This window comes from Cryobacterium sp. TMS1-20-1 (genome assembly GCF_004402355.1).
Classification (GTDB): Bacteria; Actinomycetota; Actinomycetes; order Actinomycetales; family Microbacteriaceae; genus Cryobacterium; species Cryobacterium levicorallinum.
In genome coordinates this window covers 120,446-138,772 of sequence record NZ_SOGF01000055.1, presented here as the reverse complement: position 1 = coordinate 138,772, position 18,327 = coordinate 120,446, and the positions used below count along the sequence as shown (strand labels likewise).

Genomic DNA, 18,327 nt, shown 5'->3' with positions numbered 1-18,327 from the left:
TCGGGCATCGATGTCACTCCAGACGTTATCGGAGTGGCTTCGGTGCCCGAACTGCTTTCTGCCCCTCGCTCCGACGGGCGCTCTCCGATTGGGATGCAGCACGGGGCATTCCTTTGACGTCAACAAGCGCGGTTTCATCAACCTCCTCACCGGCCCGCCCAAGTTCATCGGCGACAGCGCAGCCATGCTCGATGCCCGCGACAGTTTTCTCGCAGCCGGCTGGTACGAGCCACTCCAGGCCGCCATTCGCGCCATCATTTCCCCCGAGCATCCCCGACGTATTCTGGACGTAGGCTGCGGTACCGGCTACTACTTGCGTGAGGCATTGCCCCTAGGCGAGGACGTCCGGGCGCTCGGCATGGACCTCTCCCCCACTGCGGTGAGCCGAACCATGCGCTCGCATGACCGCATTGACGGGCTGGTAGCAGATGTCTGGTCCCCGCTGCCCGTGCAGGGCGCTGCGGTCGACGTCATCCTCAACGTCTTCGCGCCCCGCAATGCTGCGGAATTCCATCGCGTTCTCCGACCTAGCGGGCTGCTGCTCGTGGTGGTCCCTCGACCGACGCATTTGCGAGAGCTCCGGCGGGCCGGCCTGGCCGTGGAGATGCAGGCAGATAAGGCCGCACACCTCGAAGCCAGCCTCGCGGCCTGGTTCGCTCTGGAGAGCGCGCATGGCCTCGAACAAACCGTAGCGCTCTCAGTGGCCGAGGTGGCCTCGCTCATCGGCATGGGGCCGTCGTCGCACCACGCTGTACCGACGGGTCCTGAGCCGGCCCCAGGTTCGTTGCAGGACGTGACGATCGCATTCGACATCTTTGGGTTTCGGCGCCGCGACACAGACCCGCGCTGAAAAAGCGCAACCGGGACACAGTCCTGCGCTGGCGCACCCCGGCCCGGACACTGCCCCGCGCTGTCACAGCCTGACTCCAACACTCACCTGCCCTGTGACACAGCCTGGCCGAACGTTAAACGACGATACCGACCTGCCAGCAGCGGCAGATCGGTATCGGTTGGTGTTGTGTGCTTAGCGGGCGAATAGGCCGCGGTAGTACTCGTACACCCATCCGGTTAGGGAGATCAGACCCAGGCCGAGTCCAATGAAAGAGACCCAGAAACCCACGGCGAGACCGAGGAAGACGAGCGCCGTGGCGGCGGCTAGGAAGATCGGCCACCAGCTCCACGGGCTGAAGAAGCCCATCTCGGGGTCCCCGTCGTCGACGTTGCCATCGAGACGGTCCTCGGGAAGCTCCCCCCCCTGAGCGGCGTGCACCTTGTCCAGGTAGAACGCGACGAAGGCCACGAGCAGCGTGGACAGGGCGAGCATGAACGTGCCCGCCCACTCAATCTGGCCGTGGAAGGGATCGAGCAGGCTCCAGCCGACGTACACAACCGTGACGATTCCGAAGAAGACGGTGAGCACCCAGAGCAGGTTGACGTTGGTCTTCACTTATTTCACCTGATTCGAGTCGATGTCGTAGACGGGCGCATCGGGCGCATCCTTGCCGGGTCCGATTCCGACGGGGATGCCAGCCTCGGGGTGGTTGAGGTCGAAGGCCGGACGTTCAGACCGAATGCGGGGAATGGAGGTGAAGTTGTGTCGCGGCGGCGGGCAGGACGTGGCCCACTCGAGTGAGGAGCCGTAGCCCCACGGGTCGTTGACCGTGACCAGGGGCGCCTTGCGGGCCGTGATGTACACGTTCAGGAAGAACGGGATCATGGACACGGCGAGGATCATGGCGCCAATGGTTGATACCTGGTTCATCCAGGTGAAACCATCCTCCGGCGAGTAGGTGGCGTACCGGCGCGGCATTCCCATGACCCCCAGCCAGTGCTGGATCAGGAATGTGGTGTGGAAGCCGATGAACAACAACCAGAAGTGCCACTTGCCGAGACTCTCGTTGAGCATCTTGCCGGTCCACTTGGGCCACCAGAAGTAGAACCCGCTGAACATGGCGAACACGACGGTACCGAAGACCACGTAGTGGAAGTGGGCGACGACGAAGTAGGTGTCGGACACGTGGAAGTCGAGCGGCGGCGAGGCCAGGATCACGCCGGTGAGACCACCGAAAGTGAACGTGACGAGAAAGCCGATGGCCCAGATCATGGGCGTCTCGAAGGTCAGCGACCCTCGCCACATGGTGCCGATCCAGTTGAAGATCTTCACCCCGGTGGGGACCGCGATGAGCATGGTCATGAGCGAGAAGAACGGCAGCAACACCGAGCCGGTGACGTACATGTGGTGCGCCCAGACCGAGATGGACAGCGCGGCGATGGAGATGGTCGCGTAGATCAGCGTCTTGTACCCGAACATCGGCTTGCGGCTGAACACCGGGAAGACTTCGGACACGATGCCGAAGAACGGCAGGGCGATGATGTACACCTCGGGGTGTCCAAAGAACCAGAACAAGTGTTGCCAGAGTATGGCACCACCGTTGGCCGAGTCGTAGATGTGCGAGCCGAAGATCCGGTCGGATGCGGCGGCGAGCATGGCTGCGGCAAGCACGGGGAACACCATCAAGGCGAGCAGAGCCGTGATGAGCGTGTTCCAGGTGAAGACCGGCATCCGCCACATCGTCATTCCAGGGGCGCGCATGGTGATAATTGTGGTGATGAAGTTGACCGAGCCGAGAATGGTACCGAAGCCCGACAGGCCCAGCCCGACCATCCACAGGTTGCCGCCGATTCCCGGTGAGAATGTCGTGCTGGCGAGCGGCTGGTAGGCGAACCAACCGAACGACGCAGCACCCTGCGGGGTCAGGAACCCGGCAACGGCGATGAGGCTGCCGAAGTTGAAGAACCAGTACGCGAGCGCGTTGAGGCGAGGGAACGCAACGTCGGGAGCACCGATCTGCAGCGGAACCAGGAAGTTGGCGAATCCGAAGAACAGCGGTGTCGCGAACATCAGCAACATGATTGTGCCGTGCATCGTGAACAGCTGGTTGTACTGCTCCTTCGTCTGCACGACGTCGAGTCCGGGGGCGAACAGCTGGGCGCGAATGATGAGTGCCATGACGCCGCCGAGGCAGAAGTAGATGAACGACGTGATCAGGTACATGTACCCGATGACTTTGTGGTCGGTGGAGGTGATCCACCGAACGAGGATATTTCCCTTAGGCTCCGCAGACGGAGAGACCGGCAGTGCCGGACGTGACTCGACTGGTGCGATGGTCGTGCTCATGGTTTAGTTGTCCTCCGGAGCCGTCGGGGCACTCGTGCCCGGCTGATTCTGATTGCGGTCGTAATTGTTGTCGAGCTGGCCGACGTTGCCCGCGGAACGCAGAGTCTGGATGTAGGTGTCGTAGTCCTCCTGAGAGACGACCTCGACGTTGAAGAGCATGAGCGAGTGGTACTCGCCGCACAGCTCGGCGCACTTGCCCTTGAAAGTACCGATGCGTTCGGGGATGACCGACATGTAGTTGGTCTTACCGGGAACGACGTCCTTCTTGTACAGGAAATCAATGACCCAGAATGAGTGGATGACATCGCGAGATTCGAGAGCGATTTCAACCTTCTGGTCGACTGGCAGAACCAGGACGGGAAGTTCGGACTCGATGAGTGAACCGCGTTCACCCTCGGGATCCGGCTGGCCCTGAATGCCCGGTGAATAGACGTCTTCGTCGACATAGTTGAAGTCCCAGGCCCACTGCTTGGCCTGCACCTCGATCTTGACGTCGGGGGTCTCGAATCGGGTTTCAATGGCGATCTGGTCGCGAACCGTGAATGCGAAGAATCCGACGACCAGGATGAGCGGCACGACCGTGTAGAAAATCTCGATCGGCATGTTGTAGCGCAGCTGAACCGGGAGTCCGGTCTGGCCCTTCCGGCGGCGGTAGACCACGATCGTCCAGATGATCAGCCCCCAGGTGATGAGGCCGACGACGAGGAGAACGATCCACCCCGTGGTCCACAGTCCGGCGATGCGATCGGTCTGATTGCTGACCGGCGCTTCACCCTCTTCAATAAAGCCGGGCAGGAAGCCGTGGAGCTGGGCCTGCGTGCATCCGGCCAGTACAACGGCTAACGTCGCTGCGAGCGGAATAGCAGCCCAACGAAGGCGGTGGTTATTGCGCACCGGGGGACCTTTCGGGAGATTCGAGGACACTTCTCAGGAAGTGTTTTGATCCATCCCAGCCTACTCCGCGAGAACGGTTCCGACGTGCACCCTCGGGTCGTGGCGGCGGGGTTTTCTGCAGCGCCACCGCTGATGGCTGGCTAAATCAGGCGAGACCACGGGAAAACGGCGGGGGAAATGACGGGCTGGAAGCAAAAAGGGCAGGAACATCATTGGGTAATAATGTTCCTGCCCTGCAGGTTTTCTGAAGCGGATGCTTAGCTGAAGGAATCGCCGCAGGCGCAGCTGCCGCCGGCGTTTGGGTTGTCAATGGTGAACCCCTGCTTCTCGATCGTGTCTTCAAAGTTGATCGAGGCGCCATCGAGGTACGGGACGCTCATCTTGTCTACGACGACCTCGACACCGTCGAAGTCGACGACGGCATCGCCTTCGAGAACCCGCTCGTCGAAGTACAGCTGGTAGATCAGGCCGGAGCATCCGCCGGGCTGCACGGCGACGCGCAGACGGAGGTCTTCTTGGCCTTCCTGGGTCAGCAGGCTGCGCACCTTGAGTGCCGCGACCTCGGTGAGGGCGATGCCGTGCGCGGCGCTAGGCGTCGCAATGTCAGCGGAGCTGATAGTCGGGGTCATGGTGTCGGTCATGCTTCTCCTTGGTTCGCGCAGTGACTGCTTCGCACGCAGGTTTTGGTCTTGACAATGCTATCGGGGACAACCAGAAAGTCGACCTGGGCATTCCCACGCTCTCATACTTCCCTGAGCGGGGTTCTCGAGGTCAATGCCCAGTGCGCTCATTCAGGCGACCGAGCAGGAACGCTTCACTCAGTACGGCCCGTTTGAAAACTCCCAGGTGTAGGGATTCATTCGGGCTGTGGGCGCGGGAGTCAGGGTCTTCCACCCCAGTCACGAGAATCTGGGCGGTCGGGAAAACGCGCACCAAGTCGGCAATGAACGGTATCGAACCGCCGACGCCAATGTCCACTGGCGGCGTGCCCCAGGCATCCGTCATGGCCGTTCGCGCTTCGGTCACGGCCCAGCCGCTGGTGTCGACCAGGAAGGGTTCGCCGGTGTCGATATCGTCGATCTCGACTGACGCGCCGAAGGGGGCGTGCTCACGCAGGTGCGTTTCGATGGCGACCGCGGCCTCGACCGCGGACTGCCCGGGGGCGATGCGCGTGCTGATTCGAACGCTGACGCTCGGTGTGAGCGTGTTCGACGCGTTGTCGACGCTCGGGGCGTCGATGCCGGTGACGGTGAGAGCCGGCTGCGACCAGATTCGACTGAGAATGGAACCGTGTCCGATTGGGCTGACGCCGGGCAGGAGCCCGGTCTCGGCGCGCAGCTGCTCCTCGGAGTAGTCGGGGGTGGGCACGTCGATGCTGGTCAGTCCGGCGACGGCGACCGAACCGTCATCGCCGTACAGCGTCGCGAGCAGTTTGATCATGGCCAGCATGGCGTCCGGGATTGCTCCGCCGAACATGCCGGAGTGCGAAGCATGCTCGAGCGTGCGCACGGTCAACCGCAGGGTGACGTTTCCGCGTAGTGCAGTCGTGATGGCGGGCGTGTTCACGTCCCAGTTGTTGGAATCGGCCACGATGATCACATCGCCGCGCAGGGCCTCGCGGTTCTCGTCCAGGAACGTTGCGAACGAGCGGCTGCCGAACTCTTCTTCTCCCTCGATGAACAGCGCGAGCCCCAGATCGAAGTCGCGGCCGACAGCGGCGACGAGAGCTCGAATGGAGGCGATGTGCGCCATCACCCCAGCCTTGTCGTCGGCGGCACCGCGCCCGTAGAGGCGGTCGCCGCGGACGGTCGGGGTGAACGGGTCGGACTCCCAGTCTTCGTCCTTGCCGGGAGGCTGAACGTCGTGGTGAGCGTAGAGGAGCACGGTCGGTCGGCCGTTGCGCGCCGGACGAGAGGCGAGAATGGCCGGCTGGCCAACTTCGGTACCGCCCGGTATACCGGCCTGCACGATGTCGACGGACTCGAACACGTCGAGGTGGCGCACGAGAGCGACTACGGCGTCGGCGCTGGCGGCGACGTGGGCACGGTCGAAAGCGGCCCAGGATACCGACGGGATGCGCACCAACGCGCACAGGTCGGCGATCGTGGTGGGGAGCCCCTGTTCGACGGCGGTGCGGAGGGCGTTTTGCGCCCCCGAATCCGCTTCCGAGTGTGCGGCGGAGCCCGTGGTTGGGGAATTTGTCTGTGGGTTACCAGTCATACGGGTAATCTTAAAGCACCCAATTGCAAGGATTTGATGTGGCTAAGACTCCCGTAAACCCCGACGCCCAGCCGTCGATTGAAAGCGCAGACGAGACCGCAGCGCGCCTCGGTCTCGCGTCCACTGCCGGCAAGGGTCAGGCGACCCCCACCCGCAAGAAGCAGGAAGCGGCCAACAAGCGCCCGCTGGTGCCGGACGACCGCAAGCTCGCCGCCAAGCAGGCGCGCGCCAAATCCACAGCAGCTCGGGATGTCGCTCGGGCCGGCATGGCTGCCGGAGTCGACAAGTATCTGCCGCTGCGCGAACGCGGTCCGCAGAAGCGCTACGCCCGCGACTACGTCGACGCGCGGTTCAACGTCGGCGAACTGATGATCCCGATCATGTTCCTGGTGATCCTGCTCACGACGATTCCAAGCATTGACGTCTACGCGATCTTCGCGCTCTGGGCATTCTTCATCCTCGCCGTTATCGATTGCGTCGCACTCGGCTTCATTCTCACCAAGAAGATCGAGGCCAAATTCGGCGAGGACAAGGCCGAGCGCATCCGCTGGTATGCAGCCATGCGCGCGCTGCAGCTGCGGCCGATGCGTTTGCCCAAGCCGCAGGTCAAGCGCCGTCAGTACCCGGTCTAACCACTCCGGCGCCCCACGCGGGGCGCCGGAGTGTCTTCGCTATCGTTCGAAGGCACCAGCACGAATCAGCGGTACGCGCACTTCCTCATCGGTGAGGGAACCGTGCTGCCCGATCATGTTGCGCGCTTTCTGGTTCGCCGGCCGGGAATCGTAGTAGGCGATGCCCTTGCGGGCGGCAATGAGCACATCGCCGATGCGCGGCAGCACTTCGTCGGCGACGCGCCCGTAGAGGCCGGCCGCCACCGCCTCAGCGCGAGTGTAGACCCAGGCGCGATCCCCCTGCGACTGCCGCCAGGTATCCGCCAGTGAGTCAGCGTCGACCGCGGATTGCTCCGGTTCGAGGTAGAGCTGCACGCAGCGCGGGTCCCCCGCCACGTGGCGAACCCCGGCGACGAGTGCCGGCTCGGTGTCGAACAGAACGTGTTTGGTGCTCGGCACGTCGATCACGCCGTGGTCTGCGGTGAGAAGCAGCCCCTCATCGGAGCGCAGAGTCGCCGCGAACCGGGTCACCTCCGAGTCGAGGTTCTCGAGCACGGCCAGCCAGCGGTCCGATTCCCAGCCGTGCGCGTGGGCGACAACGTCAAGTTCAGCGACGTACAGGTAGATCAGGGCGGTGGGGTTCTCATTCAGGATGCTGCGCGCAGCGGTAAAACGATCGGCCACCTTCTCGGCGGGCACGTACTGAGCCCCGCGCAATACCGCCTGGGTGAAGCCCGAGTCCAAAAACTTTTTCGGGCCGACGGCGAAGCTGGGCACGTTGTCGTCGGCGGCCCGGTCGAAAACGGTCCGGGCCCGCTGCCAGGTCGCGGGCTGCATATCCGCGTCCCAGCCGGTCAACTGATTGACGACCCGGTCGCGTGCCGCATCGAGCACCTGGTAGCCGACCAGACCGTGCTGGCCCGGTTCCACCCCGGTGGTCAGGCTCGCTATCCCCGCCACGGTCGTTGCCGGGAAGACCCCGTCGATAATGCTGGATTTATTGAGGCGGGAAGCCAGAAAACGGGCGTGCCCGGCCCGAGCCCGGATCGAGCTGACGCCGAGGCCGTCCGCCAGAATCACGACCGCTTTGCGCACCGCGGGCAACCCGAGCGAATTCGGTCTGGCACAGACGGCATCGAGAGAACTGGTGAGAACATCGGCCAGGCGCAGGGCACTGAATTGGCGGGCCGGTAGCATGGTGGGCATCGGGTTCTATTCTTTCACAGGGACGAACCCGCGCCCTCCAGCGCTCCCGAGAGCGCCCCAGACGTAGTGCAGCACGACCGAATCGCTCGGTCGCCGCCGCACGCTTGAAGCAGAATTCGCGAATGAGCCGCTCAGACAGCACCACACCCGACACCAGCACAGTCAGCACCGAACGCATCGAGGACGTCGATGTCTCGGTCGAGATGCAGGGGTCTTTCCTCGAATACGCCTATTCGGTGATCTACTCGCGCGCCCTGCCCGACGCCAGGGACGGTCTCAAGCCGGTGCAGCGACGCATCCTGTACCAGATGAACGAAATGGGATTGCGCCCCGACAAGGGGCACGTGAAGAGCGCCCGTGTTGTCGGTGAGGTGATGGGCAAGCTGCACCCGCACGGCGACACCGCCATCTATGACGCCCTCGTGCGCATGGCCCAGTCATTCTCGCTTCGGGTGCCGCTGATCGACGGACACGGCAACTTCGGTTCTCTCGACGACGGGCCGGCTGCTCCCCGCTACACCGAAGCCCGTCTGGCGGCCCCGGCCCTCGCGATGACCGAGAACCTCGACGAAGACGTCGTCGACTTCGTGCCCAACTACGACAACCAGCTGACCCAGCCCGATGTGTTGCCGGCTGCTTACCCCAACCTCCTGGTCAACGGCACGAGCGGCATCGCCGTCGGCATGGCGACCAATATGGCACCGCACAATCTGATCGAGGTCGTCGGAGCGGCTCGGCATTTGCTCGCGCACCCGAACGCGACCCTGGACGACGTGATGGAGTTCGTGCCGGGGCCCGACCTGCCCACCGGTGGCACGATAGTCGGTTTGGCTGGCATCAAGGATGCCTACAGCACCGGCCGTGGCAGCTTCAAGACCCGGGCGCGCGTCTCAGTCGAGTCGATCAGCGCCCGCAAGACCGGGCTCATCGTGACCGAACTCCCCTATCTGGTCGGCCCGGAAAAGGTGATCGAGAAGATCAAGGACGGCGTCAACTCGAAGAAGCTCAGCGGCATCTCCGACGTCACCGACCTGACCGACCGCACCAAGGGGCTTCGTCTCGTCATCGGCATCAAGACCGGGTTCAGCCCCGACGCCGTGCTCGAGCAGCTCTACCGCTACACCCCGCTCGAAGACTCGTTCAATATCAACGCAGTCGCCCTCGTCAACGGAGCCCCGCAGACCCTCGGCCTGCTCGAATTGCTGCACGTCTACGTCAATCACCGCATCGAGGTCGTCACCCGCCGCTCCGCCTACCGGCTGGCCCGCCGCAAGGAACGCCTGCACCTCGTGCTCGGCCTGCTCGTGGCCATTCTCGACATTGACGAGGTCATCCAGGTGATTCGCGCGAGCGACGACACCGAGCAGGCGCGCGCCAAACTCATCGATGTGTTCGACCTGAGCCAGATCCAGGCCGAGTACATTCTGGAACTTCGGCTGCGCCGCCTCACCAAATTCTCCCGCATCGAACTCGAAGCCGAACGCGACCAGTTGCTTGCCGAGATCGCCAAGCTGGAAAAGCTGCTGTCCTCCAAGGCCGCCATCCGCACCCTGGTCTCCGAAGAGCTCGGTGCCGTCGCCGAAAAATTCGGCACCCCGCGCCGCACGGTATTGACCGAGGCCAAGCCGAGCATCGCTGGCCTCTCGGTCGCCGCCGCCAAACGCCAGGCGGCCGTGCTCGAGGTGCAGGACATCGCTACCCGCATTTTCCTGAGCGCGACCGGTCGCATCGCCCGGGTCGACCTGGTCGCGGTGGACGATTCACTTCCGCAGCGAATCCAGCCGCCCCAGCGACGTAGCAAGCACGACGCCGTGCTCTCCACGCTGGACACGACGAGCCGCACCGAGGTGGGCGCGGTGACCAACCGGGGTCGCCTCATCCGCTTCTCCCCCGTTGATCTGCCCGTGATGCCGCCGACGTCGATTCAACTCGCCGCCGGGGTGCGAATCAGCGAGTACCTGGTGCTGTCCGATAAGAAGGAACACGTACTCGGCATCGTCTCCCTCGACTCCGATCGGGCGATTGCACTCGCCACCCGTCAGGGTGTCGTGAAGCGCGTCACTCCCGGGGACTGGGCCAACAAGCCCGACTTCGAGATCGTCGCGCTTAAACCGAAGGACGAAGTGGTCGGCGCGGTCCAGGGCGGCGAGGACGACGACCTCGTCTTCATCACCTCTGACGCCCAACTTTTGCGCTTCACCGCCTCCGGTGTGCGTCCACAGGGCCGGGCAGCCGGCGGCATGGCCGGCATCAAGCTGACGCCGGGTGAGACGGTCGTCTTCTTCACGAGCCTTTCGACCGAGGACGTCGCCACGGCGATCGTCGCGACGGTCGCGGCGAGCAGTCAGACCCTGCCGGGGACTGACCCCGGCAGCGCCAAGCTGAGCGACTTCTCTGAGTACCCGGCCAAGGGGCGAGCCACCGGAGGTGTGCGTGCCCAGCGTTTCCTGAAGGGCGAAGATACGCTCGCCGTCGCCTGGGTCGGGCCAGCGCCGGCGCGGGCCGTCGGTCCGGACGGTACTCCCCGTGCTCTCCCCGAGTCCGGATCCCGCCGAGACGCATCCGGGGTCATGCTTGACGCCATCATCGGAGCTATTGGCTCCGAAATATAGGCTCCCCTCCCCGCGAGAGCGCAAAAAGTGCCCGATTGAACTATCCAATCGGGCACTTTTTGCGCTCTCGCGGGAGGGTTAGACGTCGATGCGATCGCGGGAGAGCTTGTCGGAGCTGTCGATGATGAACTCCTTGCGCGGGGCCACATCGTTACCCATGAGCAGTTCGAACACCTTGCCGGCCGCCTCGGCATCGTCGACGCGCACCCGGCGCAGGGTGCGGTGGGCGCGTTCCATGGTCGTTGTCGCGAGCTGGTCGGCATCCATTTCGCCGAGGCCCTTGTAGCGCTGGATCGGGTCTTGGTAGCGGCGATTCTTCTTCTCGAGCGCCGTCAACACCGCGTGCAACTCGGTTTCGGAATAGGTATAGATGGTCTCGTTGGGCTTCGAGCCCGGGTTCATCACGATCACCCGGTGCAGTGGCGGCACCGCAGCGAACACGCGGCCCTCGGTGATCATCGGGCGCATGTAGCGAAAAAACAGGGTGAGCAGCAGGGTGCGAATATGGGCGCCGTCGACATCGGCGTCGCTCATGATGATGACTTTGCCGTAGCGCGCCGCCGACAGGTCGAAGCTGCGCCCGGAGCCGGCACCGATCACCTGGATGATCGAGGCACACTCGGTGTTGGAGAGCATGTCCGACACGGATGCCTTCTGCACGTTCAGAATCTTGCCGCGGATCGGTAGCAGCGCCTGATGCTCGCTGTCGCGCGCGAGCTTGGCGGTGCCGAGCGCCGAGTCGCCCTCGACGATGAACAGCTCACTCGTGGACACGTCGTTGCTGCGACAGTCGACGAGCTTGGCCGGCAGGGAGGAGCTTTCCAGGGCGTTCTTGCGCCGCTGGGTTTCTTTATGGGCACGGGCTGAGATGCGTGACTTCATCTCGGCGACGATCTTGTCGAGCAACAGGGCTGACTGGGTCTTGTCATCGCGTTTCGGCGACGCGTACCGCTCGGCCATGGCGTTGGCGACAACGTTGGCAACGATCGCCCGCACCGCCGGCGTGCCGAGCACCTCTTTCGTCTGGCCCTCGAACTGCGGTTCGGGCAGGCGCACGGTGAGCACGGCGGTGAGGCCGGCCATCACGTCGTCCTTGTCGAGCTTGTCGCTGCCGACCTTGAGCCGGCGGGCATTCAGCTCCAGCTGACCGCGCAGAAATTTAAGCAGCCCGGCGTCGAAGCCAGCCTGGTGCGTGCCTCCCTTCGGCGTGGCGATGATGTTCACGAAACTCTGCACGAGCGTGTCGTAACCGGTCCCCCAGCGCAGGGCGATATCCACCTCGCAGTCGCGCACGAGTTCGGTGGGTACCATGGCGCCCTTGTCGGTGAGCACCGGTACGGTTTCGCTGAAGGTGCCGCTGCCGGTCAGCCGCCAGGTGTCGGTGATCGGGGCATCCGTCGCAAGATGCTCGACGAATTCGCTGATCCCGCCATCGAACTGGAACAGGCTGACCACCTGCTCGTCGGTGCGCCGGTCTGCGACCTCGATTGCCAGGCCCGGAACCAGGAACGCCGTCTGCCGGGCCCGGTTCAGTACCTCGTCGGTCTGAAAGGCTGCACCTTTGGTGAAAATCTGCCGGTCGGCCCAATAGCGGATGCGGGTTCCCGTGACGCCGCGCTTGACCTTGCCAATCACCCGCAGCTCGCTCTGGTTCTCAAACGGAGTGAACGGGGCGTCCGGACTTTTCTCCCCTGTGTCGGCGAACAGGCCGGGCTCTCCGCGGTGGAAGGACATGGCCCAGGTCTTGCCGTCCCGGTCGACCTCGACATCGAGACGTTCGGACAGGGCGTTGACGACGGATGCTCCGACCCCGTGCAATCCGCCGGACGCGGCATAGGATCCGCTGCCGAACTTGCCGCCGGCATGCAGTTTGGTGAAGACGACCTCGACGCCGGTCAGGCCGGTCTTGGGTTCGATATCGACCGGGATACCGCGGGCCGTGTCGCGCACCTCGACGCTCTGATCGGGGTGCAGCTCGATATTGATGCTCGCGCCGTGGCCACCGAGGGCCTCGTCAACCGAGTTGTCGATGATCTCCCACAGGCAGTGCATCAGACCGCGAGAGTCGGTCGAGCCGATGTACATGCCGGGGCGTTTGCGTACTGCCTCCAGTCCTTCGAGGACGGATAGGTGGCGCGCAGAATAGTCAGAACTCACAACAACCAAGAATACCGGGGCCAACCGGGGTGCCTTCGCGCATCGCCTGCCGCCCCTCGCGTCTCGCGCGGGTCACAACTGAGCAACACGGCTACGCGGTGAGCGAAATACCACCCAATCACCACGTAAACCCAGCCAGGCCGTGTTTACATTAGTCAAAGGGTTCAAGCAATAAAGTCTGGAGGAGGAGAATATGTCCCAGATCGCCACCGAAAATGGTGCTGTAGACAACGGTGCTGAGAACAAGCAGGGCGCCCCCCACCAGCTCACCGCAGCCGACCGCTGCGATGCCTGTGGTGCCCAGGCCTACATTCGCGTCGTCGTGAAGAACAGCGAGTTGCTGTTCTGTGCTCACCACGGCCGCAAGCACCAGGAGAAGCTCGCTAGCATTGCCGAGAGCTGGCACGACGAGTCAAGTCGTCTGCTCGAAGACCAGCGTTCCTAGCTGGTCAATAATCTCGTTCGGCTCGAGCTGACGAAAGAACGGATGCCGCACGCGCGGCTGGCTCAGGCCAGTCTCGGGTGCGGTTTCCTCGTTAACGCCCGGCCGGCTGCTATTCGGTGGGCTGCCCGAGCCGCTGCGCAACCTGGTTGCGCGCGGTGCGCGCAGTCTCATCGACGGACTCGGCCACAGCGCCGCGGGTATAGACGAGACCGCGGCGACGGAATGCCGCCTCGAGCAGGTGATCGGCCAGCCCGGGGTTTCTGGCCAGAACGGGTCCGTGCAGGTGGGTGCAGAACACCTCGCCCATGGTCAGGCCCTCGATCTGCGGTCCGCTCGCCGGAGCATCCGCATTGCCTGTGCCATGGAGCACCCGGCCCAGCGGGCTCGCCTCAGCGCCGACATAGTCGCGGGCGTGGTTCTCGAACCCGATCAGCCGCCCAAACTTTGACGACACGATGATGTCGTCGGTGGCGCGTTTCGTGCGGGGAACGGCGTGGCCCGCGACCAGTCCGAGTCCCTCGATTACGCTTCCGCCAGCGAGGTCTATCCCCCAGCTGATCAGCTCCCATCCGGTGCCGACGGCCAGAATGGGCACGCCGGAATTCGACCAGACTCTCAGGTCTTCCAGCACGGTGCGCAGGGCATCCCTCGCGGGCAGCAGCGCAGCATCCGTTCCCGATCCGATCGACACCGCGTCGACGTGTTCGGGCAGGTCGGCCCGGGTATGCACGTCGACGACTCGCGCTTCGCGGCCGCTCCACCGGGCGCGTTGGGCGAACACGCGAGCGTTGCCGGCATCGCCGTTGGTGTCGAGGAGACGAGGCAGCAGCGAGACCACCGTGAAGGGGCGCTCAATCGACGTGGCGGTCATTTACGATTCCTCAACGTTGGAGACGAGGCCGAGGTGGGCACGGGTGCGCCGCATGCCGTCAGCCGAGAAGATGATCGTTTTCACCCCGGACACGGGATCCGGCAGTGCCAGGAAGGCATCCAGCGCGGTCGGGACGTCGAGTTCGATGCGATCGACCGCCACGCCGTCGTAGGCCAGCTGCAGGGCGATGTCGTGCGCCTTCAGTCCGGAGGCGATCAGCACGTGGCCAAGCCCCGAGGTATCGACCGGCCAGAAATAGGAGGGATCCCGCACATCGGAGCCGATGATCACGATGATCTGCTCCGTGCCGGCCTCGAGGCTGTCCACGTTGAGCTGAAAGCTCGACGGGTTTTGCACGAGCACGAATTCGATCGCTTTACCGCCGACGGTAACGACTTCGCCGCGACCGAAGACGGCCGGCATCGCCGAGAGTGCGGCACAGGCGGTAGCCGGGTTGAAAGTCTCCCCCAGCGTGGCCTCGGCGGCGCCGAGCGCGGTCAGAGCATCAACGGCGTAGTGGATGCCGCGGGCCGGCAGTGCAATGCTGTGGCTGCCGCCATTGGAAGGGAATTCCACTTCGGCAGTTCGCCCCACCATTCCGGTCAGTTGGAGTCCCATTCCAGCGGGCAGACGCGATTCGGCGGTGTCGGCGTAGCCCAGGCCCCGGGGGTGCCGCGTGAGAACGTCGGCGGTGACGCCATAGCTGGACACCCGTATGCTCGGTTCGAGCCTGGAGCCGACGTCGGCGAGGTAGCGGTCGTCGGCATTGAGAACCACGGTTTCAGTGGCGCGGGCAGCGATCTTGCCGAGCAGGGCCGCGACCATCTCTGAGTCGTGGAACCGGTCGATCTGGTCGACCATGACATTGGTGAGGGCGACAACGCGCGGGCTCAGCGACCCGGCGATCAAGGCACCGTGCCCTTCGTCCATTTCGAGAACGGCAACGTCACCGGCGATGTGCCCGGTCAGAGTGACCCGTTCAAGCAGTGCGCTGGTCAAACCCTGGCTGATATTGGCCGTCGACTGGTTGGTGAACACGGTCAGGCCGTGCGCCCGCAGAATGGCCACGAGCATCTTGGTCGACGTCGACTTGCCGCTCGAACCGGTCACGATGACCAAACCGAGCGGAAAGCCGTTGAGGGTGTCGGCCAAAAAACGAGGCGCGATGCGGTTGACGACGACGCCGGGGATGGCCGAGCCACCACCCGGTTTGCGCCAGCGGGCTAGAACCCGCACCGCTCGACCTATCAGAATCGCCGGAGCGTACCTCACAGACTTCACGAGAGCAGAGTCACGATCCGGGACCGCCGTGTCAACGCCACTCTTTACTCGAGGTAGTCGCGTAGGGACTGCGACCGGGACGGGTGGCGCAGCTTGGCCATCGTCTTGGACTCGATCTGACGGATGCGTTCACGCGTGACACCGAAGGTGTCACCGATCTGGTCCAGTGTCTTGGGCATGCCGTCGCCGAGGCCGAAGCGCATTCGAATGACGCCGGCTTCGCGCTCGGAGAGCGAATCGAGCAGGCTCTCGAGCTGCTTCTGCAGCATCGTGAAACCAACGGCATCCGCTGGTACAACGGCCTCGGTGTCTTCGATGAGGTCGCCGAACTCGCTGTCGCCATCTTCACCGAGCGGGGTGTGCAGGGAGATCGGCTCGCGCCCGTATTTCTGTACCTCGACGACCTTTTCCGGCGTCATGTCGAGTTCGCGGCTGAGTTCTTCGGGCGTGGGTTCGCGGCCGAGGTCTTGCAGCATCTGCCGCTGCACCCGGGCGAGCTTGTTGATGACCTCGACCATGTGCACCGGAATACGGATGGTGCGGGCCTGGTCGGCCATGGCGCGGGTGATCGCCTGACGAATCCACCAGGTGGCGTAGGTGCTGAACTTGAAGCCCTTGGTGTAGTCGAACTTCTCGACGGCGCGGATGAGCCCGAGGTTGCCCTCCTGGATCAGGTCGAGAAACTGCATGCCGCGACCGGTGTAGCGCTTAGCCAGCGAGACGACGAGGCGGAGGTTGGCACCGAGCAGGTGGCTCTTGGCGCGGGCACCGTCCTTGGCAACCCACTGCAACTCGCGGCCGAGCGCGTTTTTCTTCTCGACATCGGTCATGACCGACAGCTTGTCCTCAGCGAACAGGCCGGCCTCGATGCGCATGGCCAGTTCGACCTCCTCGGCAGCGTTCAGCAGGGCGACCTTACCGATTTGCTTGAGGTAGTCCTTGACCGGGTCGGCCGTCGCGCCGGTGATGGCGCTCGAGTAGACCGGAACCTCATCGTCGTCGTCAACCAGTGACAGCACGAGGGCGCCGCTCGGCAGTGGCTCGGTCGAGGCCGGGCGCTTGGTACCTTCGTCGTCTGAGTCGTCTTCCTCGCCGTCCGGCGCGGTGTCGACGTCGGCTTCATCGTCTTTCTTGACGACCTTGGCCTTGGTGACGCGCTTCTTGGGAGCAGGCTTGTCGACGCCAGCTGCGGTGGCCGCGGACTTCTTCGTCGCGGCGGCCTTGGCTGCTGGAGCCTTGGTGACGGTCTTCTTGACCGTCGTCGTGGGCGCCTCGTCGGTCGCCTCGGTCTTTACGGTGGTTGCCATTGGAGCACCTCTCATGCGGAGTCTTACCTGCTTCTGTGCGACCGGTGACGGCGCCAGATGCGTTTTTGGGCAGAACTTGGACCCATGTCAAGCCCAGGGATGCCCAAACCAACACTGTAAGTACCACACGGTGTAGAGATGCCCCGGACCAGAACGGGTCCTAAAACAATTATTGCACGGTTTGTCTGGACGACAAGCCACGCCACGCACTACGATGTTTCGTTACGTCGTTTCCAGGCGCGTGATAGTGCAACCCAGATGGGCGCCACCTCTATTCCCTCATCGAGGGAGAGCTGGCGACGGGTGCGGCGGCGGGCGTGCAGCAGAAATACGACTCCGATGCCAACCACGAGGTATTGCACCGAGAACGCCACCCGGAAGGCATCGAGGGCGTACAGGTCGCTGGCCGCTCCCCCGGCGACCTTCCATCCGTTTTGCAGGTCGAGCAGGAGCCCCACCAGATACATCGTGACGAAACTCGCGGTAAACCCGCCGACGTTGACCACACCGTTTGCCGAACCGAGACTGCGTTGCGGGTTGAAGGTGCGGGCAAAATCAAAGCCGATAAGCGAACCTGGCCCGCCGATGCCGAGCACCACGAGCAAAAGCACAATAGTCCAGAGTGGCGGAACACCCGGCCAGAGTAGAACGAGCGCCCAGGCGGCGGCTATGCCCGCAACTATTCCCAGCACGATATTGCTGCGGCGCAGGGGATGACGTGCCGTCAGCAAGCCGAGAATCGGCCCGAACACGAGCCCGGCGCCGACCAGCACTGTCAGCATGGCGGCAGCGAAGGCCGGTTCGTAGCCGAGGCCGAAAACCATGAACGGATAGCCCCAAAGCAGGCTGAACACGGTGCCGGCGGACTGCGTCACATAGTGCGACCAGAAGCCGAGCTGGGTGCCTGGACGTTTGAAACTGTGCCGCAGCTGGGTCAGCGCGATGGCCAGGCTGTTCGTCCTGACCTGCTCGGTCAGGTCGCTGGGGCGGTCCCGCACAAAGATGACGACCACGATCAGGGCGATGACGGCGACGGAGGCGGCCGAGAGAAAAGCCGGCACCCATCCGCTCGTGTGCAGCAGCCAGGCCAAGGGGACCGCGGATAGAACCTGGCCGAGCTGGCCGATATTGCCCATCCATTGGGACAGCAGCGGAACGATGCGTCCGCTGAACCACGAGCTGATCAGGCGAATCATGGAGATGAAGATGGTCGCATCGCCCGCGCCCACGAGAATACGCCCCACGACGGCAAGGGTGATGTCCGGTGCGAGCGCGAGGGTGATCTGCCCGATCACCATGAGTGCCGTACCGGTGATCATGAGCACCCGCGGCCCAAAACGATCAATCAGAACGCCGACCGGGATCTGCGCCGCGGCATAGACCAGGAGTTGCACAACGGCGAGGCTCGAGAGCACGGCAGCTGAGCCGCCGAAACGCTCAGTCGCTGCCACCCCCGCAATGCCCATCGAGGTGCGCTGCAACACGGCGGACAGATACGCGAACGATCCGATGACAAAGATCAGGGTGGATCGACGGGAGTTCACT

General features: G+C 63.9%; 15 protein-coding genes. 4 read left to right on the top strand and 11 right to left on the bottom strand.

The genetic code is table 11. The annotated features are described in order from the left end of the window. The first annotated feature begins 10 nt into the window (after positions 1-10). On the top strand, positions 11-850 hold the full coding sequence (locus E3O45_RS14180) for a methyltransferase domain-containing protein (protein ID WP_134443953.1): 840 nt from the start codon (positions 11-13) through the stop codon (positions 848-850). Positions 851-1,024: 174 nt separating this feature from the next. Here E3O45_RS14180 and E3O45_RS14175 read toward each other — a convergent pair whose 3' ends face one another. From E3O45_RS14175 to E3O45_RS14155, 5 genes are all read right to left on the bottom strand, one after another. Next, positions 1,025-1,447, bottom strand: a complete 423-nt coding sequence (locus tag E3O45_RS14175; RefSeq protein ID WP_134443952.1) for a cytochrome c oxidase subunit 4 — start codon at positions 1,445-1,447, stop codon at positions 1,025-1,027. Continuing rightward, positions 1,448-3,178: a cytochrome c oxidase subunit I gene (gene ctaD, locus E3O45_RS14170; protein WP_092448624.1), complete on the bottom strand. Its 1,731-nt coding sequence runs from the start codon at positions 3,176-3,178 to the stop codon at positions 1,448-1,450. 3 nt (positions 3,179-3,181) lie between these two features. After that, complete coding sequence (coxB, locus tag E3O45_RS14165; protein ID WP_134443951.1) at positions 3,182-4,072, bottom strand: cytochrome c oxidase subunit II; 891 nt, start codon at positions 4,070-4,072, stop codon at positions 3,182-3,184. A gap of 257 nt (positions 4,073-4,329) precedes the next feature. After that, positions 4,330-4,713 (bottom strand): iron-sulfur cluster insertion protein ErpA, encoded by a 384-nt coding sequence (erpA, locus tag E3O45_RS14160; RefSeq protein WP_134443950.1) that lies wholly within the window; start codon positions 4,711-4,713, stop codon positions 4,330-4,332. Between the two features lie 130 nt (positions 4,714-4,843). Further along, on the bottom strand, positions 4,844-6,292 hold the full coding sequence (locus E3O45_RS14155; protein ID WP_134443949.1) for a dipeptidase: 1,449 nt from the start codon (positions 6,290-6,292) through the stop codon (positions 4,844-4,846). Positions 6,293-6,330: 38 nt separating this feature from the next. Here E3O45_RS14155 and E3O45_RS14150 point away from each other — a divergent pair, with 38 nt between their 5' ends. Further along, positions 6,331-6,924 carry a DUF3043 domain-containing protein gene (locus E3O45_RS14150; protein ID WP_134443948.1) on the top strand — a complete coding sequence of 198 codons (594 nt, stop codon included), beginning with the start codon at positions 6,331-6,333 and terminating at the stop codon, positions 6,922-6,924. Positions 6,925-6,963: 39 nt separating this feature from the next. Here the strand turns inward: E3O45_RS14150 and E3O45_RS14145 are convergent, their stop codons facing one another. Next, positions 6,964-8,109: an alkaline phosphatase family protein gene (locus E3O45_RS14145; protein ID WP_241985367.1), complete on the bottom strand. Its 1,146-nt coding sequence runs from the start codon at positions 8,107-8,109 to the stop codon at positions 6,964-6,966. Positions 8,110-8,231: 122 nt separating this feature from the next. Between E3O45_RS14145 and E3O45_RS14140 the strand changes: the two genes are divergently transcribed. Next, positions 8,232-10,721 (top strand): DNA topoisomerase (ATP-hydrolyzing) subunit A, encoded by a 2,490-nt coding sequence (locus E3O45_RS14140; protein WP_134443947.1) that lies wholly within the window; start codon positions 8,232-8,234, stop codon positions 10,719-10,721. 78 nt (positions 10,722-10,799) lie between these two features. Here E3O45_RS14140 and E3O45_RS14135 read toward each other — a convergent pair whose 3' ends face one another. After that, on the bottom strand, positions 10,800-12,878 hold the full coding sequence (locus E3O45_RS14135) for a type IIA DNA topoisomerase subunit B (protein WP_134443946.1): 2,079 nt from the start codon (positions 12,876-12,878) through the stop codon (positions 10,800-10,802). 193 nt (positions 12,879-13,071) lie between these two features. Here E3O45_RS14135 and E3O45_RS14130 point away from each other — a divergent pair, with 193 nt between their 5' ends. Continuing rightward, entirely contained in the window at positions 13,072-13,323 is a 252-nt protein-coding gene (locus E3O45_RS14130; protein ID WP_166787589.1) for a hypothetical protein, read from the top strand. A 109-nt stretch (positions 13,324-13,432) separates the two neighbouring features. On the opposite strand, the gene E3O45_RS14125 is transcribed toward E3O45_RS14130, so the two are convergent. From E3O45_RS14125 to E3O45_RS14110, 4 genes are all read right to left on the bottom strand, one after another. Beyond that, a complete protein-coding gene (locus tag E3O45_RS14125) occupies positions 13,433-14,194 on the bottom strand; it encodes a type 1 glutamine amidotransferase (RefSeq protein WP_134443945.1) in 762 nt (253 codons plus the stop codon). Then, positions 14,195-15,475, bottom strand: coding sequence for a MurT ligase domain-containing protein (locus tag E3O45_RS14120; protein ID WP_134443944.1), 1,281 nt, complete (start codon positions 15,473-15,475; stop codon positions 14,195-14,197). A gap of 44 nt (positions 15,476-15,519) precedes the next feature. Continuing rightward, a complete protein-coding gene (locus E3O45_RS14115; RefSeq protein WP_134443943.1) occupies positions 15,520-16,797 on the bottom strand; it encodes an RNA polymerase sigma factor in 1,278 nt (425 codons plus the stop codon). Between the two features lie 194 nt (positions 16,798-16,991). Beyond that, the gene (locus E3O45_RS14110) at positions 16,992-18,326 is read right to left on the bottom strand and encodes a nitrate/nitrite transporter (RefSeq protein ID WP_134443942.1); all 1,335 of its coding nucleotides are present in this window, start codon (positions 18,324-18,326) and stop codon (positions 16,992-16,994) included. Position 18,327: the final 1 nt, after the last annotated feature.